Genomic DNA, 20539 nt, shown 5'->3' on the forward strand with positions numbered 1-20539 from the left:
TGGCGCGTCCCGGCGGTGGCGCTGTACACGCCCGCCGAGGCCGTCTGGCGTTGTTACCGCTTGCCAAGCCGTAGATGGCGTGGCCAGCCTCGCGCCGACGCCGGAACTGCGTCCCAAAAAACCAAAGGGCCACCTTCCGGCGGCCCAGCGGCACGTCTTGTCAGGTGGGCTGACTCAGCTGACGTAAGCGGCCCGGTCCGCATTTGTCTCCAGCAACGCAGCCCTCAGCTTCTCCAGCGCCCGCGTCTCGATCTGCCGCACCCGCTCCTTGGAAATTCCGAGCTTGAGGCCGAGCGCTTCCAGCGTGGCACCATCATCCTGCAGGCGGCGCTCGCGAATAATCTTCAACTCACGGTCGGACAGGACATTCAGGGCGCTGTTCAGCCAGGTGACGCGGCGCTCGTCGTCGATCGAGTCGGAAACCATTTGATCGGGCAGGGGGTCGTTGGACACCAGGAAGTCCTGCCGATCGGCGCTGCCCGACTCGTCCTCCATCAACGGCGCGTTGAGTGAGGAATCCGGCCCGGAGAGGCGGGAATCCATCAAGGCCACGTCGCCTTCCGAAACCTTCAGCGCCGTCGCGATCTCGCGGTACATGGCCACGCCGGTCAGGCTCTCGGAGCCTTGGCTCAACCGTGCGCGCAACCGGCGAAGGTTGAAGAAGAGCGCCTTTTGCGCCGACGAGGTGCCGCCACGGACGATCGACCAGTTGCGCAGGATGTAGTCCTGGATCGAGGCGCGGATCCACCATGTGGCATAGGTCGAAAACCGGACCTCGCGTTCTGGCTCGAAGCGCGCGGCCGCCTCCAGGAGGCCGACATGGCCTTCCTGGATGAGGTCGCTCATGGCGAGTCCGAAGTGCCGAAATTTCGAGGCCATGGAGATGACCAGCCGCATGTGGGCGGACGTAATCTTGTGAAGCGCTTCCTGATCGTGCTGCTCTTTCCAGCGGACCGCGAGCTCGTACTCTTCCTCCCGTTGGAGGTAGGGCGCGGACATCGCTGCGCGGATCAAGGTGCGGCCAGCGGATTGGGATTTCATTTTCTACCCTCCAGTCAAGCATTCGAGGCTTTTGAGCCTGTTGCGCGAAGCTGTTTGGGAATCCGCGCCTGGTCTGTGCAAAACGCACATCACCCGCAAACGTTCCCGGAGGGGAAAACTTTTTAGGGGAATGTAGAGGGGAAAGGTCTGAGGGCAAGATCACGCGCGATCCGAGGTCGCAAATCGTGATGAGCCTCAATCCATCATGCGCAATCGGGCGGTCGCTGGCAAGCCGCCATCACGAAAATCTTCCTTCCGGGCGACAACGGACCACGCAGCCGGCTTGTCGAAGGCGCGGGCCGAGCCGCGCGAACGAATGAGGCCGGCCCTCTGTTCGAGCGGCCGGCCTCATTGGATGTCGGACAGGAGCCTGACGGCGCAACTTTCGTTGTGCCGAGATCAGGCCAATCGATCGCGTGTCAGGCGGCTTTTACCTGTTCGGTCTCACTGTTGTCGGTCGCTGGCGTGGCCGCCGTGGCCTCTTCATTGGCGTCGGAAACGGCCTCGCTCGCTTCGGCTTCGGCTTCCGCTTCCGCCTTGCTGAGACGCTTCGGACCCTTATTGAGGTTGGTCTCGATCAGGCGAACCGCTTCCGTCTCGGACACCTCGTTGACGGCGGCGAGTTCGCGCGCCATCCGGCCGAGCGCAGCCTCGTAGAGCTGGCGTTCGGAGTAGGACTGCTCCGGCTGGCTCTCCGCGCGGTAAAGATCACGCACCACTTCGGCGATCTGAATCAAATCGCCGGAATTGATCTTCGCATCGTATTCCTGGGCACGACGGCTCCACATGGTCTTCTTGACCCGGGCGCGTCCCTGCACGACCTTCAGCGAACGCTCAACGAAATCCGTCTCGGAGAGTTTGCGCATGCCCACAGACTCGGCCTTGGCGACCGGCACCTTCAGGCGCATCTTGTCCTTCTCGAAGTCGATGACGAACAGCTCGAGCTTCATGCCCGCGACTTCCTGTTCCTCGATTGCGACGATCTGGCCCACGCCGTGAGCCGGATAGACGATGCTCTCGCCGGTCTTGAAGCCCTGGCGGGTTAATGTCTTCTTCTGACTGCTCATACGCTTTTTATAACTCCCTGTTGTGCCTGGCCACGCCAGCGGCTAGACACGGGTGACGACGCTGGCGCCGCCGATTGCACGGGTCCCTCGGAAACCGATCGGACCGCAGTCGTTGGGTTCAGGCCGTTCGCATCCTCACGGGTTCCGCGCAAACCATCCGGTGTTGCGCAGCCGTGGTGTTCAAGAGGATGAGGGAGCGACCTTTCGGAAAGACCCACGGGGCGAGATGGCGTGGCCTCGCGGCCACAACGCCCGACTGTTTTTCCACACTACACTGTTCTGGCGAAAAATTCAAGATTTTTGGGCGTTTAAGCGTTCTTCGTGCGGCGCAGCATTCGCACCGCCTGCGAATCAGGCGAATCGTTCCGCCGCCCGTGACCGGCCGTGCTCTCCTGTGCCCCCGATGCCTCGGCATTTTAAGTCGGCCTGAGCAGCAGTAGCGTGTAAATATCCGCCCCTTTGGCCGGCGGCATCTTTATCGGGCAGGGTCTGCGAACTGGTCGAGCGCGCCGTATCTGGGAGGGCCGTTTCCGTCAGCGGTAGGGGATATCCCGTGGCATGTCAGTCGCGGGCAGGTCTCCACTGGCCATGTCGACACCTATACGAAAGTGAAGATAATCGGCTTTGAACTCGCCGATCCGTGCCAGGGCCGGCCAGTTCTTTATCACCATGCGTGAGCGTTCGCGCTCGATCAGCCCTTTGAGTTTGAGTTCCTGCAGCACGCGATTGACCGTCACGACGGTCAGGCCAAGCGCGTCGGCCAGTTCATGCTGGGTCAGCGGAATACGGTAGACGTTTTCAGGTGACAGCCCCACGGATCGCAACCGCATCGCGAGTTCGCATAGAAGATGGGCCGTACGGCTTGTGCCAGACAGGCGACCCAGTCCCACGATCCATTCACGGAAGATCGCGCCGTCGATCAACGTCTCAAGCCATAGCGCCGCCGCGATGTTCGGATGTGACACGCACAGCGACCAGACGGCCTCATGCGATACGAAGCCGATCAGCGATCGCGTTGTCGCCGCGAAGCTGTGGTCCATGATGTTGATATGCAGGCTGTGGAGGTCGGGAATGTCCCCCGGGACGTGAAACGCAATGATCTGCCGCTTGCCCTCGAAGGTGTGGCGATAGCGGTGCGTAAAACCATCGATCAGGATGCAGCATTGCGTGACGTGCTGACCTTCGCTCACGATATCGACCCCCGCACCCACCTCCCTGACCAGGATTGGCAGCCGGGCCAGCGCCTCCCGGTCATCGTCATTGAGATCGGCCACCAGATCGAGGCGCCGTATCAGAACCCTCTGTGCCGCATCCGCCAATGGTCGATTCTCCCCGCAACACTGCGAACCTCTACGTCGGCCCGTGCCTTCGCAGCCTGCGGCGCCATAGCTAGCACGTCGGTCCGGCGCAGTGCCGACAAACATCGTAGCCGTGACGGCGAGGCCGCCTCACAGCCGATCGAGCGCCCGTTCGGCCAGGCGCTGCCAGTAGCTTGCGCCGAATGCGATCGCCGTGTCGGCGAAATCGTAAGCGGGATTGTGAAGGCTGGCGCTGTTGCCGTTGCCGATGAACACATAGGCCCCCGGCTTTTCCTCCAGCATGTAGGAGAAATCCTCGCCGGCCATCATCGGCTCAGCGTCGGCATTGACATTGTCCGCGCCGACGATCTCTCGGGCGATATCGGCGCAGAAATCCGCCTCCGCCGAATCATTCACCGTAATCGGGTAATTGCGATCGTAGGCAATCGCGGCGGTGGCGCCGTGCGCGGCACAAATGCCGCCCGCGATCTCGTGGATGCGCTGCTCGGCGAAATCTCTCAGGCCCTTTTCGAGCGCACGCACCGTGCCGGACACGATCGCCGTGTCTGGTATGATGTTGTGGGCGAAGCCGGCGTGAAACTGCGTCACCGAAACGACCATCGATTTCAACGGGTCGGCGTTGCGGGCGGCGATCGCCTGGAGCCCCTGCACAAGTGCTGCGCCGATGAGAATCGGGTCGATTGTGCGATGGGGCAGGGCGGCGTGTCCGCCGCGCCCCTCGATCGTGATGACGAATTCGTCGGTCGAGGCCATGGTCGCGCCATGGCGCATGCCGAACTGGCCGACCGGCATCCCCGGCAGATTGTGCATGCCGTAGATCTTGGCGATCGGAAAACGCCGGAAGAGACCGTCGTCGATCATCGCCTTGCCGCCGGCCCCGCCTTCCTCGGCGGGCTGGAAGATCACCGCCACCGTGCCGTCGAAGGCGCGCGTCTCGCAGAGGCTGCGGGTCGCGCCCAGAAGCATCGCCATGTGGCCGTCATGACCGCAGGCGTGCATGGCCCCGGGGGTCTGGGATGCATATTCGAGGCCGGTTTCCTCCACGATCGGCAGCGCGTCCATGTCGGCCCTCAGCCCGATCATCGGGCCACCGGCGCCGCCGCGGCCATGCACCAGCGCGACGACGCCGGTCTTGCCGATCCCGGTCACGACCTCGTCGCAGCCGAACGCGCGCAGCTTCCCGGCGACGAAATCCGCCGTCTCGAACACGTCGTAGAGAATTTCCGGCCGGGCGTGGAGATGCTGGCGCCATCCCGCGATCTCGGTCTGCGTTTCGGCAATTCGGTTATTGACAGGCATCGATACTTTCCGGTTTTCCTGATGCAGGCTAGAATCCTGGCGCATTCATCGGCGGCAACTGTAACACGCCATGCTTGCGTCACAGCTTGGAGCTAAGCGCCCCGTTGAATCGTTCAGGTTCAGCAAAGTGCGCAGACTGACCGCAATCAATGAAGGAATCCAGCGTGAAGACGCTTGCCTCCCCTCATTTTCAATTTTTGACCGCGGCCTGCCTCGCTGTGGCGTTGCTCGGCGTGATGCCGATCGCGGGCCGCGATTCGCGCGCGATGGCCGCCGAAGATACCGCGCAGCCGATGGCGTCGATCGTCGTCGATGTCGAGACCGGGAAAGTGCTGTCACAGGATCGCGCGACCGAGCGCCGTTATCCCGCTTCGACGACCAAGCTGATGACCGCCTACCTCGCGCTGAAAGCTTTGCGCGAGGAGCGCGCGGCGCTGGACACGCCGGTGGTCATGACCCGCCGCGCGGCGGCTGAGCCGCCCAGCAAGATGGGCTATCAGCCCGGCTCGGTCATCCGACTCGACAACGCCTTGCGCATGATGCTGGTCAAGTCGGCAAACGACGTCGCCTACGCCATCGGGCAGACGATCGGCGAGGGCTCGATGGAGAATTTCGTCGCCATGATGAACGACACGGCGAAGAGGCTCGGGATGCAGGATACGCGGTTCATCAATCCCAATGGCCTGCCCGGCGACGGCCAGTACGCGAGTGCCAAGGATCTGGCCATTCTCGGCGTCGCCATCCGCCGGGAGTTTCCGGCCTTCTCGGACTTCTTCAACACCGAGGCGATCTCCAACGGCAAGAGGGTCATGAACAACGGCAACAAGCTGCTCGGCCGCTTCGACGGGGCCGACGGCATGAAGACCGGCTATATTTGTGCCTCCGGGTTCAATCTGGTGTCGTCGGCGACGCGCGACCGGCGCACGCTCGTCGCCGTTGTCATCGGCGCCAACGGCACCATTGAGCGTGAACGTAACGCCGCCGAGATCCTGGAAGCTGGTTTCAAAGCCGATCTCGCGAAAATCGACACCACCATCGACGAATTGCCGACAGCGAGCGGCGAACCGCTCGACGTCAGCGGCTATATCTGTTCGGCCGAGGGCCGCTCGGCCCGCGCCAATGACCGCGTCGAGGAAAAGGAGCGCGAGGAGACCTACGGCTCACCGTATCTTCACGAGATGAATCGTTCGCCCGTCGCGCTTCAGGTCGGTCTTGGCGGAGCAGCCGGCAACGCCATCGCCGAGCCGGGCATCTCCTTGATATCGGCCTATGGCATCCCGCTGCCCACGCCACGGCCCAGTCGGTCGGAGGATGTCGCCTTGACGTTGCCCGAATCCGTAAACGCCCTTGTGCCGCCCGTCGTGGCCGCCGATGTCGGCGTCTTCGATCAGGTGGTGGGCGGTGACGAGAACGAACCACCGCCCCTGGACGCGGCGCCCGCCGAAGCCGCGGACATGACCGTGTCGATCGATCCCGGCCCGGTGGGCGGCAAAACCTCGCGGTTCGGAATTTACCGTGACGATCCGGCAACCGGCGTGGCGCGTCAGCCGGCGGCGCTCCGTTGATGCATTCGTCTTGACCGCCTCGGTTTTCGACAAGGCGCGGCGACCGATCCGGCTGACCATCCTCACCGGGTTTCTCGGGTCCGGCAAGACGACGCTGCTCAACCGTCTGCTTCGCGAGACGGCCGTGACCAATACGGCTGTCGTCGTCAACGAGTTCGGCGAGGCCGGGATCGACCAGCTCCTCGTCGAGACGGCGTCGAGCGACGGGGTCATCGAATTATCGGATGGCTGCCTTTGCTGCAGCGTGCGCGGCGAACTCGTCGAAACCCTCATCACGCTGGCGACGCGCCCGCGCCCCAGCGGTGATTCGGCGCTGGAGCGGGTGATCATCGAGACCACCGGTCTCGCCGACCCGGTTCCCATCCTCGCCTCGCTGATGACCCATCCGGGCCTTTTGGAAACCTATGCGCTGGACGGGGTCGTCGCGGTGGTCGACCGGCTGGCCGGCGCCCGGAACCTGGCCGAGCGGGAAGAGGCACAGCGGCAAGTGGCGGTGGCCGACCGAATTGTCCTCACCAAGTCCGATCTGGCGTTGGAGACGGGCGCGGAGTCCCCGGACGCGGCCATCGCCGCGCTGAATTCGCGTGCGCCGGTCATCGACGCGGGCGACGGGCGCGCGCTGGCGTTGCGTCTGCTCAATTGCGGCGTCTACGATCCGGCTTCCGGCACCGCCGATCCCTACCGATGGTTGGGTCTGGAATCCGGCGCCGAACTTCACCCTTCGGCAGCCCGCGACCATGCTCACGGCGCCGATGATAGCGCCTTCCCACATCATCACCACGGGCACGACCACCACGGCGCGGTGCGCTCGTTCTCGATCGTGTGCCGCGAACCGGTGGCCTGGGACGCCATCGACGGGTTTCTCGATCTTCTGCGCTCGACCCAGGGCCAGCGCATCCTGCGCATGAAAGCGCTGGTTTATACGCGCGAATACCCGGAGCGTCCGGTCGTGCTGCACGGCGTGCAGGGCTATTTGCACCCGCCCGCGCAGCTTCCCGCGTGGCCGGCAGGCGCGAACCGGGAAACGCGGATCGTCCTGATCGGCGAAGCGCTTCCAGAAACCTATGTCCGTGATCTCTTCGCTGCCTTCACAGGCGGGGTTCGTACTGATGCGCCCGACCGGGCCGCCCTCGAAGCCAACCCGCTGGCGGTGCCGGGACATCGCTTCCGCTGACCGGATCGCTTCCGGCGGCACGCCTGCCGCCTTGCTTGCCCAAGGGAGTCCTCCATGAGTACCGTCTCGATCGATCCCCAGACCATCGTCGATTTCTGGCGCGAGGCCGGTCCGGAGCGATGGTTCGGCAAGGACGCCGAATTCGACGAGACCATCCTGCGGCGCTTCGGCGACATCTACGAACAGGCGGTCCGCGGCGAACTCCAGGCGTGGCGGAGCGATCCGACGGGAGCGCTGGCGCTCGTGATCCTCCTCGACCAGTTTCCTCGCAACATGTTCCGGAACACGCCAAAAGCCTTCGCGACGGACGACCAGGCGCTGGAAATCGCCCGAGAGGCACTCGCCCGCGGCGACCATCGAACGGTCGCGGAGGACGTGAACCAGTTTCTCGCCATGCCGATGATGCATTCGGAGATTCTGGCGGATCAGGATGCTTGCGTCGCGTGGATGGGTGAGATCGGCGACGAGAGCAATGTCGCTTTCGCCAGGGAACATCGCGACATCATCGCCCGGTTCGGACGTTTTCCCCACCGCAACCTAATTCTCGGTCGGGAATCGAGCGAATCCGAACGGCAATTTCTCGCGGATGGCGGGTTCGCCGGGTAAATTCCCCCGCCAGCCCTTAGCGGCGACTGATTCTTAAGGCTATGGCGCTAATCCTTTGCAGGAGAACCGATCGGATTCGTGCGTGAGAAGCGCAAATCGCGTCGAATGACTGCATTTGGATCATCGAGTTATGGCAGCCAAGCCTCTAGTCGACGAGTTGTTCGTTCCGCCTCTGGCCGCTCCCGAGATTGCGCTGGCCGGCGGAGCTGAGCTCGTCCACGATCCGGAGCGCGACATCGCCGTTTCGCGCGGCGATACTATGCGCCACTTCTCCATCTATGCCCCGATGGCCGCGTTCGGTCTGGTCGAGGAACTGTCGCATCTGTCCCGCCGGGCGATCGAGCCGAACGTCTTCTTCGATCCGCAGTTTCTCGTGCCGGCCATGCCGCGACTCGACGAACGCAAGGTCCGGCTCATGGTGGTTCGCGACGAAGCCGGCTCTCGCAGCAGGTTAAGGCTTTTGATGCCGTTTTCGCTGGAACGGTCGGCGTCCGTCGGCGGGCCCGCGACGATCCGCGCCTGGACGCATCCGTTCGGTCCGCTGGGCACGCTGCCCGTCGATGGCGACGATCCGGCCGACACGCTGGCGAGCTTTCTCGAAACCATCGCAAGGCCTGAATTCGCCCTGCCCGATGTCCTCGTCCTGCCGGATGTCCGCATCGATGGAGCGATGGCGACGACCCTTCTGGCGGTAGCGAAGGAACGCGGCTTGCCGGCCACCTGCGTCAACGGTTTTACGCGTGCGGCGCTGCTCAAGGACGCCGACGGCGAACCTCACAACCTGTCGGCTCTTTCGGGCCGGCGCCGGCGCGAACTCGCACGTCAGCGCCGTCTGCTCGAAGCCACCGGTCAGGTCAGTTTCGACGTCGCCCGCACGAAGGCGGATGTCCAACTGGCGCTGGAGGATTTTTTCGTTCTGGAGGCCAGCGGCTGGAAGGGCCGGCAGCGCAGTGCCCTGATCACGGACCGCTATCGCGCGGCTTTCGCCCGCGAAGCGGTCAATGCTCTGGCCGCCGACGGACGGGTGCGCGTCTTCACGCTCAAAGTGGGGACGCGGACGGTGGCCAGCCTTGTCGCCTTCGTTGATCGTGGCGAAGCCTACACCTGGAAAAGCGCTTATGACGAGGCCTTCGCTGCCGCCTCGCCGGGGCAGCAGATCGTTGCCGAAGCGACCCGCGCCTTGCTGGCGGATCCAGCCGTCAAGCGCGCCGATTCCTGCGCCATGCCGGACCATTTCGTCATGAATCGATTCTGGTCCGACCGGATCGAGATCGCGACCATCGTTCTCGGGCTGAATCCGAATGGCGCGCGGCGCGTCGAAGCGGCGGCGAAAGGCCTTTCGTCGATGCGCCGCTCGCGCAACTTCGCCCGCCTGATGCGCGAGCGGCTGCGGGCCATGCTGTCCTTTTCATAGAGGGGCCTATCCCGCACGGCAGGCGTCGTGGAAGTTTGTGCTTTCCGACGTCTCCAACCCGGCTTCCTGCTTCGCCTGTTCCCGAAACACCCGGCGGACGATCTTGCCGCTCGTCGTCAGCGGCATCTCGCCGACGAAGGCGACTTCGCGCGGATATTCATGGGCCGACAGCCGCTCGCGCACGAAGCGCTGGACCGAGGCCGCGAATGCGGCATCCGGCGCATATCCGTCGGCTGGCACGACATAGGCCTTGACGATTTCGGTGCGCATCGCGTCCGGCTTGCCGACGACGGCGGCAAGGGCAACCCCCGGATGGGTCATCAGGCAATCCTCGATCTCACCCGGACCGATCCGATAGCCCGCCGAGGTGATGACGTCGTCGTCGCGCCCGAAGAAGGTGACATAGCCGTCGTCGTCCATGACGCCCTGGTCGCCGGTCGTCAGCCAGTCGCCGGAAAACTTTGACGCCGTCGCCGTCGGGTCCAGCCAATAGCCGAGAAACATCACCGGATCGGGCGCCTTGATCCCGATCGTCCCGGTCTTGCCGCGTGCCACCTCGCGCCCGTCCGGATCGAGAATGGCGACGCGGTGGCCGGGCACGGGCTTGCCGATCGCGCCGGCGCGCGACACGCCATAAGCCGCCGACGATCCGAGTACCATGTTGCATTCGGTCTGGCCGTAGAACTCGTTCACCGTCAGCCCTAGCGTCTCCTGCGCCCACAGGAACGTGTCGCGCGGCAGCGTCTCGCCGGCCGAGCCGATGGTGCGAAGGTCGAGGCCGGCGACCGCGTCGGGGCTGGCGGCGCCCTTCATCATGCGTAGCGCCGTCGCCGGCAGGAAGGCGTTGCGGATTTTTTGCCGCGCCATCAGCGCGAAGGCCTCTCCGGCCTCGAACCGCGCCTTGGTGAAAACGACCGGCACGCCGAGGAAAAGCGAAGGCAAGAGCGCGTTGAGCAGACCGCCGGCCCAGGCCCAGTCCGACGGCGTCCACAGACGGTCTCCGGGTTTGGGAAAGCCTTCATGGTGGAAGCGCATGCCCGGCAGATGCCCGAGCAGCACGCGATGGCCGTGCAGTGCGCCCTTCGGCGGCCCGGTGGTGCCGGAGGTGAAGATGATCATCGACGGATCGTCTGGCGTCGTGTCGGCGGTCGCGGCGTCCAGGCCTGCTTGGGCTTCAAGCTCGGCAAAGTCGAGAACGCCGGGCTTTTCCGTCCCGACCGCGACGATCTCGGCGAGATCCGGCAGCGGCCTATCGACAGCGGCAAGCGTGGCAAGCCCGGCGGTGTCGGTCACCACCATGCGCGCGCCCGATGCCTGCAGGCGAAAGCCGAGCGCCTCCGGTCCGAAACGCAGCGCCAGCGGCACGGCGATGGCGCCGAGGCGATAGACCGCCAGATGCGCGACCGCCGCCTCGAAGCTTTGCGGCAGCACGATCGCGACCCGGTCGCCGCGCCCAACGCCCCGCGCCGCGAAACCGGCCGCCAGCCGCACGGAGCGACGCGAAAGCTCGGCATAGGTCAGCGTTTGCGCCGCGTCACCGCCGCGATCCTCGATCAGGCATATCCGGTCCGGCTCGCGCGCTGCCCAGACATCGGCGCAGGCCGCCGCGATGTTGAAGCGGCCCGGCAGATTCCAGCGGAAGCTGGCGTAAAGATCGGCATAGGATGATGATGTGGTCATGTCGTCCAGAACAGCGCCGGAACATTGGTGCCCCTGGCCGGAATCGAACCAGCACTCCTTGCGGAACGCGATTTTGAGTCGCGCGCGTCTACCAATTCCGCCACAGGGGCGAACGGCCTCGGCCATTCGACGCGGGACTATAGCCGCAACGGGTCCTCGGTCAATGCCGACGGCCCTGCTTCTGTGCAATGCGGTAACGACAATTGCGTTTGCGCCGCGTTCGTCCTATGCGCCAGCCATGCGCGCGGGCCTCGTCTCGCACCCCAGGTTTGGAACCCGCCATGCTCCGCCGCCTCTATGATTGGGTCATGTCACTGGCCGCGACCCGCCATGCGGAACGAGCGCTGGCCGCGGTGTCCTTCATCGAAAGCTCGGTTTTTCCGATCCCGCCGGATGTGCTGTTGATCCCCATGGTGATCGCGGATCGGGCGAAATGGTTCCGAATCGCCTTGGTCTGCACGGTCGCTTCGGTGCTCGGGGCGTTTCTCGGCTATGCCATCGGCGCCCTGTTTTTCGATCTCGTCGGCCGGCCGATTCTCGAGCTCTACGGCAAGGCGGACGCTTTCGCCGAACTGACGGCCCGCTACAATTCCTGGGGCGGTTGGGCGGTACTGTTCGCGGCGATGACGCCGTTTCCCTACAAGGTCCTGACGATCTTCTCCGGCGTCACCGGGCTCAATCTGGTGACCTTCACCGTCGTCTCGATCATCGGCCGGGGCGTGCGGTTCTTCCTCGTCGCCTGGCTGCTCAATCGCTACGGCGCGCCGATCAAGGGGTTCATCGAGAACAATCTCGGTATGCTCTTCACCCTCTTCATGGTTCTGCTCGTCGGCGGCTTCGTCGTACTGCGGTATTTGATGTAACGGATGATTTCGATGGGAATGACTGAACGCTTCCAGCGCCCGACCGGCTTTCGCCAGACGCTGGCCTCGGGGTTCCTCACTGCTGGAACGGCGATGACCGTCGGCACGGCGCTGCTGTTCCAGCATGTCGGCGGCTACATCCCTTGCGCGCTCTGCCTGGAACAGCGCATTCCCTATTATGTGGCGATCCCGATCGCGCTTGTCGCCTTCGTCGCGGCGGCCGGACGGGCGCCGGCGGTTCTCACCCGCGGGCTACTCCTCACGATCGGTCTGATCATGCTCTATTCCCTCTATCTCGGCGTCTTCCATTCGGGCGTCGAGTGGGGATTCTGGCCGGGACCGGCCGATTGCGGGCAGGTCGGCGGCAGCGACCTGATGGGCGGCGATCTCCTCGCCACCATCGACGCCATCCGACCGCCCTCCTGCGACGAGGCGGCCGGCCGCTTCCTCGGCCTGTCCTTCGCCGGCTGGAACGCCGTCGCGTCCGCCCTCTTCGCGGCCGTGGCGCTGCGCGGCGCCGTCGCCAAGGCCGACCGATTCGCCTGAGGACAAGCGAGGCGATCTCCCCGAAAAGGGTTGATACGAGGCGATGCCGGCGATTTTCCTGACCCTTTGGCCGCTGTTTGCCCTGATCCTCGCGGGCCTTGTGTTCCGGCGGTCGGGCTTTCCAGGCGAGGGCTTCTGGCCGGCGGCGGAGAAGCTCAATTATTTCGTTCTCTTCCCGGCGCTGCTCTTTGCAAGCCTTGCCAAGGCGCCGCTGGCCGATCCGACCCTCCTTGGTTTCGCCGCGGCGATCCTCGTCGTGCTGGTTGTCGCCGCCATCGTCCTTGCGCTGCTGCGCCGCTGGCGAGGGTGGCCGGCCGCGCGCTACGGGCCGCTGGTCCAGGGCACGATCCGCTTCAACACCTATCTGGGGCTGGCACTGGTCGGAAGCCTCTACGGCACCGAGGGCCTGGCGCGGGCCGCTGTCGTCCTCGCCGTGCTGGTACCGGCGGTCAATGTCCTGTCGGTCATCGCCCTGACCGCCGAACGCGAAACCAGTGCCCGCCAGTTGCTGATGCCGCTGGTTCGCAACCCGCTGATCCTCGCCTGCGCCGCCGGGGCGGCCTTTGCCCTCACGGGCGTTGGCCTTCCGTTCGGGACGGACCGATTCCTTGGCCTGTTGGCCGCGGCAAGCCTGCCGCTCGGCCTCTTGTGTGTCGGGGCCGCCCTCAAGCTCGCCGCCGCGCGCGCCGAAACCACGACGCTTCTTGTCAACAGCGCCGGCCGGCTCGTGGCCATGCCGCTCGTCGCCGCGCTGGTCGCCTGGCTGTTTGTCCTGTCGCCGCTCGACGCCTCGCTACTCGTCATCTTCTTTGCGCTGCCGACCGCCCCGACCGCCTATGTGTTGACGACACAGCTCAAGGGCGACGCGACGCTGATGGCGGGTCTCGTCACGCTGCAGACGCTGCTCGCGGCGGCAAGCCTGCCGCTGGTCCTGTCCCTGTTCGGCTGATCAGGCCCTGTCGCTGTCATCGCCGGCATCTCCGGGAATCATGGCCGCCGCCGCTGCATATCCGCCGGTTGCCCCATCGATGAAATGGACATGGTCGCTGCGGCTCGCCGAGGGCACGAAGCAGGTCATCAGCGCCGCGCCCTGACGGTGGGTGCCGATCCGCGCGGTTCCCTCGGCCGCCGCCAGGCGCAGCCGCTGCTCGATCCGATCGGCGACGGACGGCGTGCAGTCCAGCGTCATCCTGAGGCCGTCGTCGAATTTGCGGAAATCGGTATTGCGCACGAGTTCGGCCCGATAACGTCTCGGATCGAACCGGCCGACCCGGATGCCCGTCGTGAATGTCAGATGGGCGAGAAAGGAGCGCAGAAGGACGGACAACCGTGACGACCAAAGAGCTCGACCGGTTCTTGCCGCCCAGACCTTTGCCTCGATCCGGAAGCCGGCGGATGGCCAGCGCAGATCAGGCCCTTGGGGCGGAACCGGGCTACCGACCTCAAGGCCATCGGCGCCCAGCGCCAGAATCTCTTGTGCCAGGGCGGCAAAACGCTCCGGCGCGGCGTCGGGAGCCGGGACCACGATGATCGACAGGATCAGGCCCCGGCTAGCCGGTATCTCCGCGAATCGGCAGGTCAGGCCCGTCAGGTCGGGCCGGGCCGCATCGCCCTTTGCCGGTTCCAGCCGATATTCCCCCGCCTTCATCCGCTGTTCAGCCCAAGCGAGGCCGCCGCCGTCGAACATGGCGTAGGCAACGTCGGGTGAGGGAGAGTAGCGGGCGACCCGCACGTCGTGCTCGTTTGCCCGGATCGTCGCGACCGGGACCATGGCGATACGCAGCGTGAGGTCGAAAGCCTCGCCTGCCCAGCCGGCGACAGCCGCCATGGCCGTTCGGGCAAGTTCAGCCTGGGCATCAGGCAGGGCGAACCCGGCACCATCGCCGCCGAACACGAAGGGAAAGTCCTTTCCGGAAAGGCCGTTGGCGATCGCGGCGATCACCGCTGCGGCGACCGTGTTGATCTGCTTGTAGGCGCCCGCTTCGATGGCGGCGGTCGAGCGCACGATGTCAGCGACACCGACGACCCAGTCGTCCGGAAGCGGCACATAGGCGGCGGGTTCGCCGAGACGGCTGAAGTCCGCCGACGTCGGCAACGCCGCGTAGAAGTCGAGGCCGGTGCTAGTCGGCTTCGCGCGGTCTTTGTCTGGCGGTTCGTCCATCGATCGTCCCGGTTCAGGCGAGGCGCTTCGCCGGCCATTCTATTATCGTCCGCTGCTGTGGCATCGAGGGGCGCGGCGGGAAGCGCGCATCGTTGCGTCGGCGATGCAGCTTCGGACGAAAGGGATGAAAGGCTTCGATCGGGTCGGTCGAGAATGGCGCGCCGATCGATGCGCCTATTCGGGATCGAGTTCGGAATCCCAGTAGAGATAATCGAGCCAGCTCTCGTGCAGGAAGTTCGGCGGAAACAGCCGGCCGTTGTTGTGCAAATCGTGGACGCTCGGCTGATAGGGCTTTTGATGCGGGAACATGCGCGCCGCCCTCGGCATCAGCCCGCCCTTCTTGAGATTGCAAGGCGAACAGGCGGCGACGACATTCTCCCAGGTCGTCAATCCGCCCCGCGAGCGGGGGATGACGTGATCGAAGGTCAGTTCCTGCGGCGAGCCGCAGTACTGGCACTGGAAGCGATCGCGCAGGAACACGTTGAAGCGTGTGAAGGCGGGATGACGCGCTGGCTTGACGTAGGATTTGAGGCAGACGACCGAGGGAAGCCGCATCGAATAGGTCGGACTTCGCACCGCCCGGTCGTATTCCGCCAGGATCGTTACCCGGTCGAGGAACACCGCCTTGACGGCGTCCTGCCAGGACCAGAGCGACAGGGGGTAATAACTGAGCGGCCGAAAATCGGCGTTCAGAACGAGTGCTGGGGATAAGTCCTGATTCACGGCGATCGTCACCGGTCGTTCTCCCTAACTCCCAACGATCTGAACTGAGCTGTCGAAACTATCGTGCTCTATCGTGTCGCCTTTGTGAAGCCCGGCCGAAGCGTGAGCCGCGGGTCCGATTCCGCGTGTTTCCACCCAACACGCTCGGCCTGCGAGGAAGTTCTGTGGATAACGGAATCCTCTCTTATTCTCCGGCGGCGGGCGCCGGAGCCGCGTCGCGGCGCGTGACGGCGCCGTAGTAGGACCAGAACAGACGCGCGGCGACCGAGCGGTGCGGCGACCAGCGCTCCGCAATCGAAGCGACGGCGGCCGCCGCCGGCCGCGTCTCGTGGTCGAAGGCGTGGCCCAACGCCGCTTGCAAGGCGAGGTCTCCGGCGGGAAAGATGTCGGGATGGCCAGCGCAGAACAAGAGATAGCATTCGGCGGTCCAGATCCCGATCCCGCGCACCGCGACGAGTTCGGCGATCGCGTCGTCGGGGGGCGCCGCCTCGACCCGCGTGAAATCGACTGCGCCGNATTCGGCGGTCCAGATCCCGATCCCGCGCACCGCGACGAGTTCGGCGATCGCGTCGTCGGGGGGCGCCGCCTCGACCCGCGTGAAATCGACTGCGCCGTCCCGGACGGCCTCGGCGACGGCGAGCATCGTGCGCTGTTTCGGGCGTGACAGGCCGGCGCGGCGGAAGGCCTCGTCGGAGGCGGCGAGGATCGCTCCGGCGTCGTCGACGTCGATCTCCTGTGTGAACCGCGCGAAGATCGCGTCGGCGCTCGCCTTCGACACCTGCTGCGCGACGATGATGCCGGCGAGACCCCGGAGCCCGCCGGCGCCGCGGCGCAGCGGCACCACGCCGGCCGCCTCGATCACCCGATGCAGGCGATCGTCCGCCAGACGCAGGGCATCCAGCGCCGCGTCGATGTCGGCTTGTGTCCTGATCATGGCGCCCGGTTCCTCAATTGCCGCGACTCTGTCACGTTGCTCACGCAATCGGAGTCTAGAGCATCGGACGACAATATGGATGCGTTCTGCCAGAGGGATTTCGTGACAAGGTCGAGGGGATCGTTGCGGGTCGTAGCGGCGCTACGGCCAAGACGGGCCCCGATGGAATTGGCCCGAAAGCTCCTGGCCCACCGATCGCCCCGCGCCGAATGGTGCGGAAAGGTCGATCGGCAGGTTTGCAAGCCTGCCGTTTGCCGGAGGCAAACAGGCGGGTGGGTTTCCGGTCGCCGGGCGCCCACTTTGTCGGCCGGCTCGACCGTAGCGCCGCTACGCTCGTCGCCGCCCTCCGCGTGGATCACCACGGCGAACCGAGAAACAGAACCGCGTCCATATTGTTGTTCGACGCTCTAGGGCGGGCGACAAACGAGGGGAAACAATTCGATGGAAACGACGTCAGCCGTGTTCCGATTCGCACCGAGTCCGAACGGCGAACTGCATCTCGGCCATGCCTATTCGGCGCTGCTCAACCACAAGATGGCGCGCGAGGCGGGCGCGACCTTTCTCTTGCGGATCGAGGACATCGATCGGGCGCGCTGCACCAAGGCCTACGAGCAGCAACTCGAGGACGATTTGTATTTTCTCGGGATCGATTGGGACGACACCCCGCGCCGGCAGTCGGAGCATTTTCCCGACTATGCCGCAGCGCTCGAAGCCCTGGCCGACGAAGAGCTGATCTATCCGGCCTTCATGTCGCGCGGCGACATCCGCGCCCATGCCGAGCGGCACATCGAGGAAACCGGCAAGCCTTGGCCGCATGATCCCGACGGGGCGCCGCTCTATCCCGGCCTCGACCGCAAGCTGTCGACGCGCGAGCGCGAGCGGAAGATGAGCGACGGCGAACGCTTCGCCTGGCGGCTCGACATGGAGGCGGCGGTCGAACGGGTGCCGGCGCTGAGATTCACGGAAACCGGGCGCTCGCCGGACGGCGCCAGCGGCGAGATCGCCGCGCGGCCGCTCGACTGGGGCGACGTCGTGCTTGGCCGCATGGAGATGCCGACGAGCTATCACCTGGCCGTCGTCGTCGACGACGCGCTGCAGGGCGTCACCGATGTCGTCAGGGGGCAGGATCTGTTCCACGCCGCCAGCGTCCATCGCCTTCTGCAGGCGTTGCTCGGCCTGTCGGCGCCGCGCTACCACCATCACGACCTGATTCTCGGCGCCGACGGCCGCAAGCTGTCGAAAAGTGCCCGCGACACCTCCTTGAAGGCTCTGCGCGAGGCCGGTCTCGGCGCCGAGGACATTCGCCGCATGGTTGGATTTCCGGGCCGGCCGGCGGCGGAATGTTTCAGCCGAGCACGGTCAGCCACACGCTGAGGGTAACCACCGACAGTACCGTCGAGACCAGGATCGTCGTCGCCGCCAGCTTCTCGCCGGACTGGAAATAGGCCGCGAAGAGATAGGCGTTGACGCCGGCCGGCGCGGCGGCGGTCAGCACGGCCCCCTTCAGCCACAGCGGCGGCAGGGCGAGCCAGGTGCCGAGAAAGAAGACGATCGCCGGCATCACCACCAGCGACAGCGTCGCGACGATCGCCGACGAAGCAATGTCGCCGCGCAACCCGTAGCGGGTCAGCGACATGCCGAGCGAAAACAGCGCCAGCGGGCCGGCCGTGCCGCCGAGCAGCCGGGTGATCTCGTCGACATGGGGCTCCAGCGGCAGCCCGGTGGCGCGCCAGACGAGACCCGACAGAATGCCGACGACGATGGCGTTGGTCGCAAGGTTCTTCAGGACCCGCTTCAGCGTCGCGGCCGTCGAGATCTGCGGCGGCGCGGTGCCGGCGTCGCGCGCGTCGAGGACAGCCGCGCGCTCGACGATCAGTGTCGCGACGATCATCATCACCGGCAGATGGATGGCGAGAATCAGCAAGACCGGTTGCAGGCCGGCGTCGCCATAGGCGCGCTGGATGGTCGGGATGGCGACGAAGACTGTGTTGGCGAAGCTCGACGAGATGCCGGCGATGACGCCGGCGCGCCGATCGGCGCCGGTGAGGCGCCGGACCACGACGCTGCCGATCGTCCAGACGATGGCGATGGCGCTAAAATAGGTCAGCCACAAAAACAGCGGGTTGGCATCGCCGAAGGCCGATGTGGCGAGGGTGCGAAACAGCAGCACCGGCACGGCGACGACGAAGACGAAACGAGCGAGGGCCTCGCCGGTCGCATCCGACAACAGCTTTGCCCTGGCCGCCAGAAAGCCGAGGGCGATCAGGCCGAAGATCGGGACAATGATATTGAGGATGTCTTGCATGAGACGGGCCGGATGATCGCTGAAGCCCGGCGATAGACGGCGCCGGGCGGCAAGGCAAACGCGGCCTGTGCGATTTCGTCAGAAAGACTGACGATATCCAGCTTTCGGCCGGCGCGCCGCCCTGCTATCGAATGGCGCGCTGGCGCTCGGCCATCCATCGATCCCGACCCCCGCCCGATCGCCCATCCCGAAAGGCCGTCTTCAGTGAACCGGTTGCTGCCCTTCTTTCCGGCGATCTTCGTGCTGCTCTGGTCGACCGGCTTCATCGGCGCGCGCTACGCGATGCCCCATGCCGAGCCGTTCACCTTCCTGTCGCTGCGCTATGCGCTGGCGCTGGCCATCCTCGGCTCGGTTGTCCTCCTGATGCGGGCGCCCTGGCCGGGCTGGCGGCCGGCGGCGCACGCGATGATCGCCGGCAGCCTGATCCACGGCGTCTATCTCGGCGGCGTGTTCTTCGCCGTGCGCCACGGCCTCAACGCCGGTATCGCGGCCCTGATCGTCGGGCTGCAACCGGTGCTGACCACGATCCTCGCCGCCAGCTTCCTCGGCGAGCGGGTGCAGCCGCGCCATCTCGCCGGCCTCGCCCTTGGCCTCCTCGGTGTCGCCCTGGTCATCCTGCCGAAGCTCGACGGCTCGGGCGACTACCGGCTACTGACGCTCGGCCCGGTGGTCCTGTCGGCCATCGCGATCTCGGCCGGTTCGGTCTGGCAGAAGCGCTTCGTCGGCGGCGTCGACCTGCGCACCGGCACGGCGCTGCAATATTTCGGCGCCCTCGTGCCGACGCTGATCCTCGCCGCCTCGACCGAGACGATGGTGCTCGACTGGACCGGCGAGCTGGTCTTCGCGCTGGTCTGGCTGGTCTTCGTCCTGTCGATCGGGGCGGTGTTCCTGATGCTGTATCTGATCCGCGAGGGCGCGGTGTCGTCGGTCGCCTCGCTGATGTATCTGGTGCCGGGCGTCACCGCCGTCACGGCGTGGCTCTTGTTCGGCGAGACGCTGTCGCCGATCCAGCTTGTCGGCCTCGTCATCGCCGGGGTCGGCGTTGCGGCGGCCACGCGCAGGCGCAAGGCCAAGGTCGTGCCGCCAGGCCTATGAACCGCTGGTTCGTGCCCGCGACACGCCTCGGTGGCCGGGGACTCGCGCCGTCGCCCACGCCGCCTATATTGCGCTTTCCGCGACTCGAAATTCGAACAAGGCCGGCATGTCCGATATTATGATCTACCTTGCCCTCTTTTTCATGCTCGCGACCGCCGGCGTTCTCGTCGCGGGCCTTTATAATCTGATGAAGGGTGGCTCCAGCAGCACGTCGCAGAACCTGATGCGTGCCCGCATCCTGTTGCAGGGCCTGGCCGTCCTCGTCCTCGTCGCCGTGCTGCTGCTGGCACGGTAGGAGGCGCTCTCCCTCGCCCTTCGAGGCTCCGCTTCGCGCCCGCTTCGTCATCCTCGGCTGCCTCGCTGCGCTCGCCCCCTCATCCGGCCCTTCGCGGCTCCAGGGCGAGCCGCGTGTCTCGCCCGTCCTTCGGACCCTTCTCCCCGCCGGGGAGAAGAATCGGCAGCGTTCCTGTCGGCGCTTTTTTCTGTTCCTGATGGACGCGAACAGTTTCGGAAGGGCGCCATTCCTCGCCCCTGCGGGGAGAGGGTGGTTCGCGCAGCGAACCGGGTGAGGGGTTTTTCCCCATGCGCCAGCGCCTCCGCGCCCGCTCGGGCCGGAGAGTTCTCTGTCCCCCTCCTTAATACCAACGGGCGCTGATCAAGACCCATGCGCCCAATCTCGCATTCCGATGGACGTGATTTTCCAGGGCTGATCGACGAGCTTGTTCCAAGCTGCGCAGCAGTGGGCGA

At 65.5% G+C, this 20539-nt stretch carries 19 protein-coding genes and 1 tRNA gene; 10 read left to right on the forward strand and 10 right to left on the reverse strand.

From position 1 onward, the window contains the following. Positions 1 to 174 precede the first annotated feature (174 nt). From VQ045_RS04250 to VQ045_RS04265, 4 genes are all read right to left on the reverse strand, one after another. Complete coding sequence (locus tag VQ045_RS04250; RefSeq protein ID WP_331829267.1) at positions 175 to 1041, reverse strand: RNA polymerase factor sigma-32; 867 nt, start codon at positions 1039 to 1041, stop codon at positions 175 to 177. 419 nt (positions 1042 to 1460) lie between these two features. Beyond that, on the reverse strand, positions 1461 to 2108 hold the full coding sequence (locus VQ045_RS04255) for a CarD family transcriptional regulator (protein WP_331829268.1): 648 nt from the start codon (positions 2106 to 2108) through the stop codon (positions 1461 to 1463). Positions 2109 to 2641: 533 nt separating this feature from the next. After that, positions 2642 to 3427: a Crp/Fnr family transcriptional regulator gene (locus VQ045_RS04260; RefSeq protein ID WP_331829269.1), complete on the reverse strand. Its 786-nt coding sequence runs from the start codon at positions 3425 to 3427 to the stop codon at positions 2642 to 2644. A 129-nt stretch (positions 3428 to 3556) separates the two neighbouring features. Further along, positions 3557 to 4726, reverse strand: coding sequence for a M20 aminoacylase family protein (locus VQ045_RS04265; RefSeq protein ID WP_327626161.1), 1170 nt, complete (start codon positions 4724 to 4726; stop codon positions 3557 to 3559). Positions 4727 to 4890: 164 nt separating this feature from the next. On the opposite strand from VQ045_RS04265, the gene VQ045_RS04270 reads away from it, so the two are divergent. From VQ045_RS04270 to VQ045_RS04285, 4 genes are all read left to right on the forward strand, one after another. Next, a complete protein-coding gene (locus VQ045_RS04270; protein WP_331829270.1) occupies positions 4891 to 6291 on the forward strand; it encodes a D-alanyl-D-alanine carboxypeptidase family protein in 1401 nt (466 codons plus the stop codon). A 10-nt stretch (positions 6292 to 6301) separates the two neighbouring features. Beyond that, entirely contained in the window at positions 6302 to 7465 is a 1164-nt protein-coding gene (locus VQ045_RS04275) for a CobW family GTP-binding protein (protein ID WP_331829271.1), read from the forward strand. A gap of 54 nt (positions 7466 to 7519) precedes the next feature. Further along, positions 7520 to 8071 (forward strand): DUF924 family protein, encoded by a 552-nt coding sequence (locus VQ045_RS04280; RefSeq protein ID WP_327626159.1) that lies wholly within the window; start codon positions 7520 to 7522, stop codon positions 8069 to 8071. Between the two features lie 130 nt (positions 8072 to 8201). Further along, complete coding sequence (locus VQ045_RS04285) at positions 8202 to 9485, forward strand: GNAT family N-acetyltransferase (protein WP_331829272.1); 1284 nt, start codon at positions 8202 to 8204, stop codon at positions 9483 to 9485. Between the two features lie 6 nt (positions 9486 to 9491). On the opposite strand, the gene VQ045_RS04290 is transcribed toward VQ045_RS04285, so the two are convergent. Both VQ045_RS04290 and VQ045_RS04295 read right to left on the reverse strand, forming a co-directional pair. Further along, on the reverse strand, positions 9492 to 11165 hold the full coding sequence (locus tag VQ045_RS04290) for an AMP-binding protein (RefSeq protein ID WP_331829273.1): 1674 nt from the start codon (positions 11163 to 11165) through the stop codon (positions 9492 to 9494). 25 nt (positions 11166 to 11190) lie between these two features. Beyond that, a tRNA-Leu gene (locus tag VQ045_RS04295) sits at positions 11191 to 11275 on the reverse strand. 171 nt (positions 11276 to 11446) lie between these two features. Here VQ045_RS04295 and VQ045_RS04300 point away from each other — a divergent pair. The 3 genes from VQ045_RS04300 to VQ045_RS04310 are packed head-to-tail and all read left to right on the forward strand — an operon-like array spanning position 11447 to position 13523. Then, a complete protein-coding gene (locus tag VQ045_RS04300; RefSeq protein WP_327626248.1) occupies positions 11447 to 12028 on the forward strand; it encodes a YqaA family protein in 582 nt (193 codons plus the stop codon). A gap of 12 nt (positions 12029 to 12040) precedes the next feature. After that, positions 12041 to 12574 (forward strand): disulfide bond formation protein B, encoded by a 534-nt coding sequence (locus VQ045_RS04305; protein ID WP_331829274.1) that lies wholly within the window; start codon positions 12041 to 12043, stop codon positions 12572 to 12574. 43 nt (positions 12575 to 12617) lie between these two features. Then, positions 12618 to 13523, forward strand: a complete 906-nt coding sequence (locus VQ045_RS04310) for an AEC family transporter (protein WP_331829275.1) — start codon at positions 12618 to 12620, stop codon at positions 13521 to 13523. Here VQ045_RS04310 and VQ045_RS04315 read toward each other — a convergent pair whose 3' ends face one another. The 3 genes from VQ045_RS04315 to VQ045_RS04325 all read right to left on the reverse strand — a co-directional run bounded on the left by VQ045_RS04315 (position 13524) and on the right by VQ045_RS04325 (position 16392). After that, entirely contained in the window at positions 13524 to 14735 is a 1212-nt protein-coding gene (locus VQ045_RS04315; protein ID WP_331829276.1) for a DUF3095 domain-containing protein, read from the reverse strand. A 174-nt stretch (positions 14736 to 14909) separates the two neighbouring features. Beyond that, positions 14910 to 15470 (reverse strand): HNH endonuclease, encoded by a 561-nt coding sequence (locus VQ045_RS04320; RefSeq protein ID WP_327626244.1) that lies wholly within the window; start codon positions 15468 to 15470, stop codon positions 14910 to 14912. A gap of 172 nt (positions 15471 to 15642) precedes the next feature. Continuing rightward, on the reverse strand, positions 15643 to 16392 hold the full coding sequence (locus tag VQ045_RS04325; RefSeq protein WP_331829277.1) for a DNA-3-methyladenine glycosylase family protein: 750 nt from the start codon (positions 16390 to 16392) through the stop codon (positions 15643 to 15645). Between the two features lie 441 nt (positions 16393 to 16833). Between VQ045_RS04325 and gluQRS the strand changes: the two genes are divergently transcribed. Further along, positions 16834 to 17766 carry a tRNA glutamyl-Q(34) synthetase GluQRS gene (gluQRS, locus tag VQ045_RS04330; protein WP_331829278.1) on the forward strand — a complete coding sequence of 311 codons (933 nt, stop codon included), beginning with the start codon at positions 16834 to 16836 and terminating at the stop codon, positions 17764 to 17766. Here gluQRS and VQ045_RS04335 read toward each other — a convergent pair. Further along, entirely contained in the window at positions 17738 to 18697 is a 960-nt protein-coding gene (locus VQ045_RS04335; protein ID WP_331829279.1) for an AEC family transporter, read from the reverse strand. The two genes, gluQRS and VQ045_RS04335, sit on opposite strands and share 29 nt — an antisense overlap. Before the next feature lie 204 nt (positions 18698 to 18901). Between VQ045_RS04335 and VQ045_RS04340 the strand changes: the two genes are divergently transcribed. Then, positions 18902 to 19792 carry a DMT family transporter gene (locus VQ045_RS04340; protein WP_331829280.1) on the forward strand — a complete coding sequence of 297 codons (891 nt, stop codon included), beginning with the start codon at positions 18902 to 18904 and terminating at the stop codon, positions 19790 to 19792. 106 nt (positions 19793 to 19898) lie between these two features. Beyond that, positions 19899 to 20087, forward strand: a complete 189-nt coding sequence (locus VQ045_RS04345) for a twin transmembrane helix small protein (RefSeq protein ID WP_331829282.1) — start codon at positions 19899 to 19901, stop codon at positions 20085 to 20087. The last annotated feature ends 452 nt before the right edge of the window (positions 20088 to 20539 follow it).

Source organism: Aurantimonas sp. E1-2-R+4, from assembly GCF_036549515.1.
Taxonomy (GTDB): domain Bacteria; phylum Pseudomonadota; class Alphaproteobacteria; order Rhizobiales; family Rhizobiaceae; genus Aurantimonas; species Aurantimonas coralicida_A.

Coding starts and splice junctions, on each gene's coding strand:
- VQ045_RS04335 (WP_331829279.1), bottom strand. CDS start 18,697: ATGCAAGACATCCTCAATATCATTGTCCCGATCTTCGGCCTGATCGCC.
- VQ045_RS04280 (WP_327626159.1), top strand. CDS start 7,520: ATGAGTACCGTCTCGATCGATCCCCAGACCATCGTCGATTTCTGGCGC.
- VQ045_RS04345 (WP_331829282.1), top strand. CDS start 19,899: ATGTCCGATATTATGATCTACCTTGCCCTCTTTTTCATGCTCGCGACC.
- VQ045_RS04315 (WP_331829276.1), bottom strand. CDS start 14,735: ATGGACGAACCGCCAGACAAAGACCGCGCGAAGCCGACTAGCACCGGC.
- gluQRS (WP_331829278.1), top strand. CDS start 16,834: ATGGAAACGACGTCAGCCGTGTTCCGATTCGCACCGAGTCCGAACGGC.
- VQ045_RS04305 (WP_331829274.1), top strand. CDS start 12,041: ATGGGAATGACTGAACGCTTCCAGCGCCCGACCGGCTTTCGCCAGACG.
- VQ045_RS04250 (WP_331829267.1), bottom strand. CDS start 1,041: ATGAAATCCCAATCCGCTGGCCGCACCTTGATCCGCGCAGCGATGTCC.
- VQ045_RS04290 (WP_331829273.1), bottom strand. CDS start 11,165: ATGACCACATCATCATCCTATGCCGATCTTTACGCCAGCTTCCGCTGG.
- VQ045_RS04300 (WP_327626248.1), top strand. CDS start 11,447: ATGCTCCGCCGCCTCTATGATTGGGTCATGTCACTGGCCGCGACCCGC.
- VQ045_RS04255 (WP_331829268.1), bottom strand. CDS start 2,108: ATGAGCAGTCAGAAGAAGACATTAACCCGCCAGGGCTTCAAGACCGGC.
- VQ045_RS04310 (WP_331829275.1), top strand. CDS start 12,618: ATGCCGGCGATTTTCCTGACCCTTTGGCCGCTGTTTGCCCTGATCCTC.
- VQ045_RS04265 (WP_327626161.1), bottom strand. CDS start 4,726: ATGCCTGTCAATAACCGAATTGCCGAAACGCAGACCGAGATCGCGGGA.
- VQ045_RS04285 (WP_331829272.1), top strand. CDS start 8,202: ATGGCAGCCAAGCCTCTAGTCGACGAGTTGTTCGTTCCGCCTCTGGCC.